Origin of the sequence: Pseudoduganella guangdongensis (genome assembly GCF_009857475.1) — a bacterium.
Classification (GTDB): Bacteria; Pseudomonadota; Gammaproteobacteria; order Burkholderiales; family Burkholderiaceae_D; genus Rugamonas; species Rugamonas guangdongensis.
In genome coordinates, this window is record NZ_WWCJ01000068.1 from 1 (window position 1) to 273 (window position 273).

At 59.3% G+C, this 273-nt stretch carries 1 protein-coding gene; it reads right to left on the reverse strand.

Features of this window, described 5'->3' with window-relative positions; all coding sequences use genetic code 11:
- A partial coding sequence (locus GTP41_RS28185; protein ID WP_308700889.1) for a transposase occupies nt 1-273 on the reverse strand: 273 nt, incomplete at both ends.

A 273-nucleotide genomic window follows, 5' to 3' on the forward strand; every position in this document is an offset into this window, starting at 1 on the left:
CCGCCACCAGCGAGCCGCCTTTCCAGGCCAGTTTGTAATCAAGCTGGCGACGAAACTCATACCAGCCTTGGTCGAGGATTGCCTTGTTCAGGCCGGATTTGGCGCGCACGCCGCGCCCAGGCTCGCTCTGGCTGCCGGCAGCCGATTTCGACAACTGCTTCACACGCAGGTCTTCGATATAGACGATCGCGTGGTTGTTGCAGATCGCCCTCGTCACCTTGTGCAAAAAGTCTTTGCGTGCATTACCTATGCGCGCGTGAATGCGCTGCACGC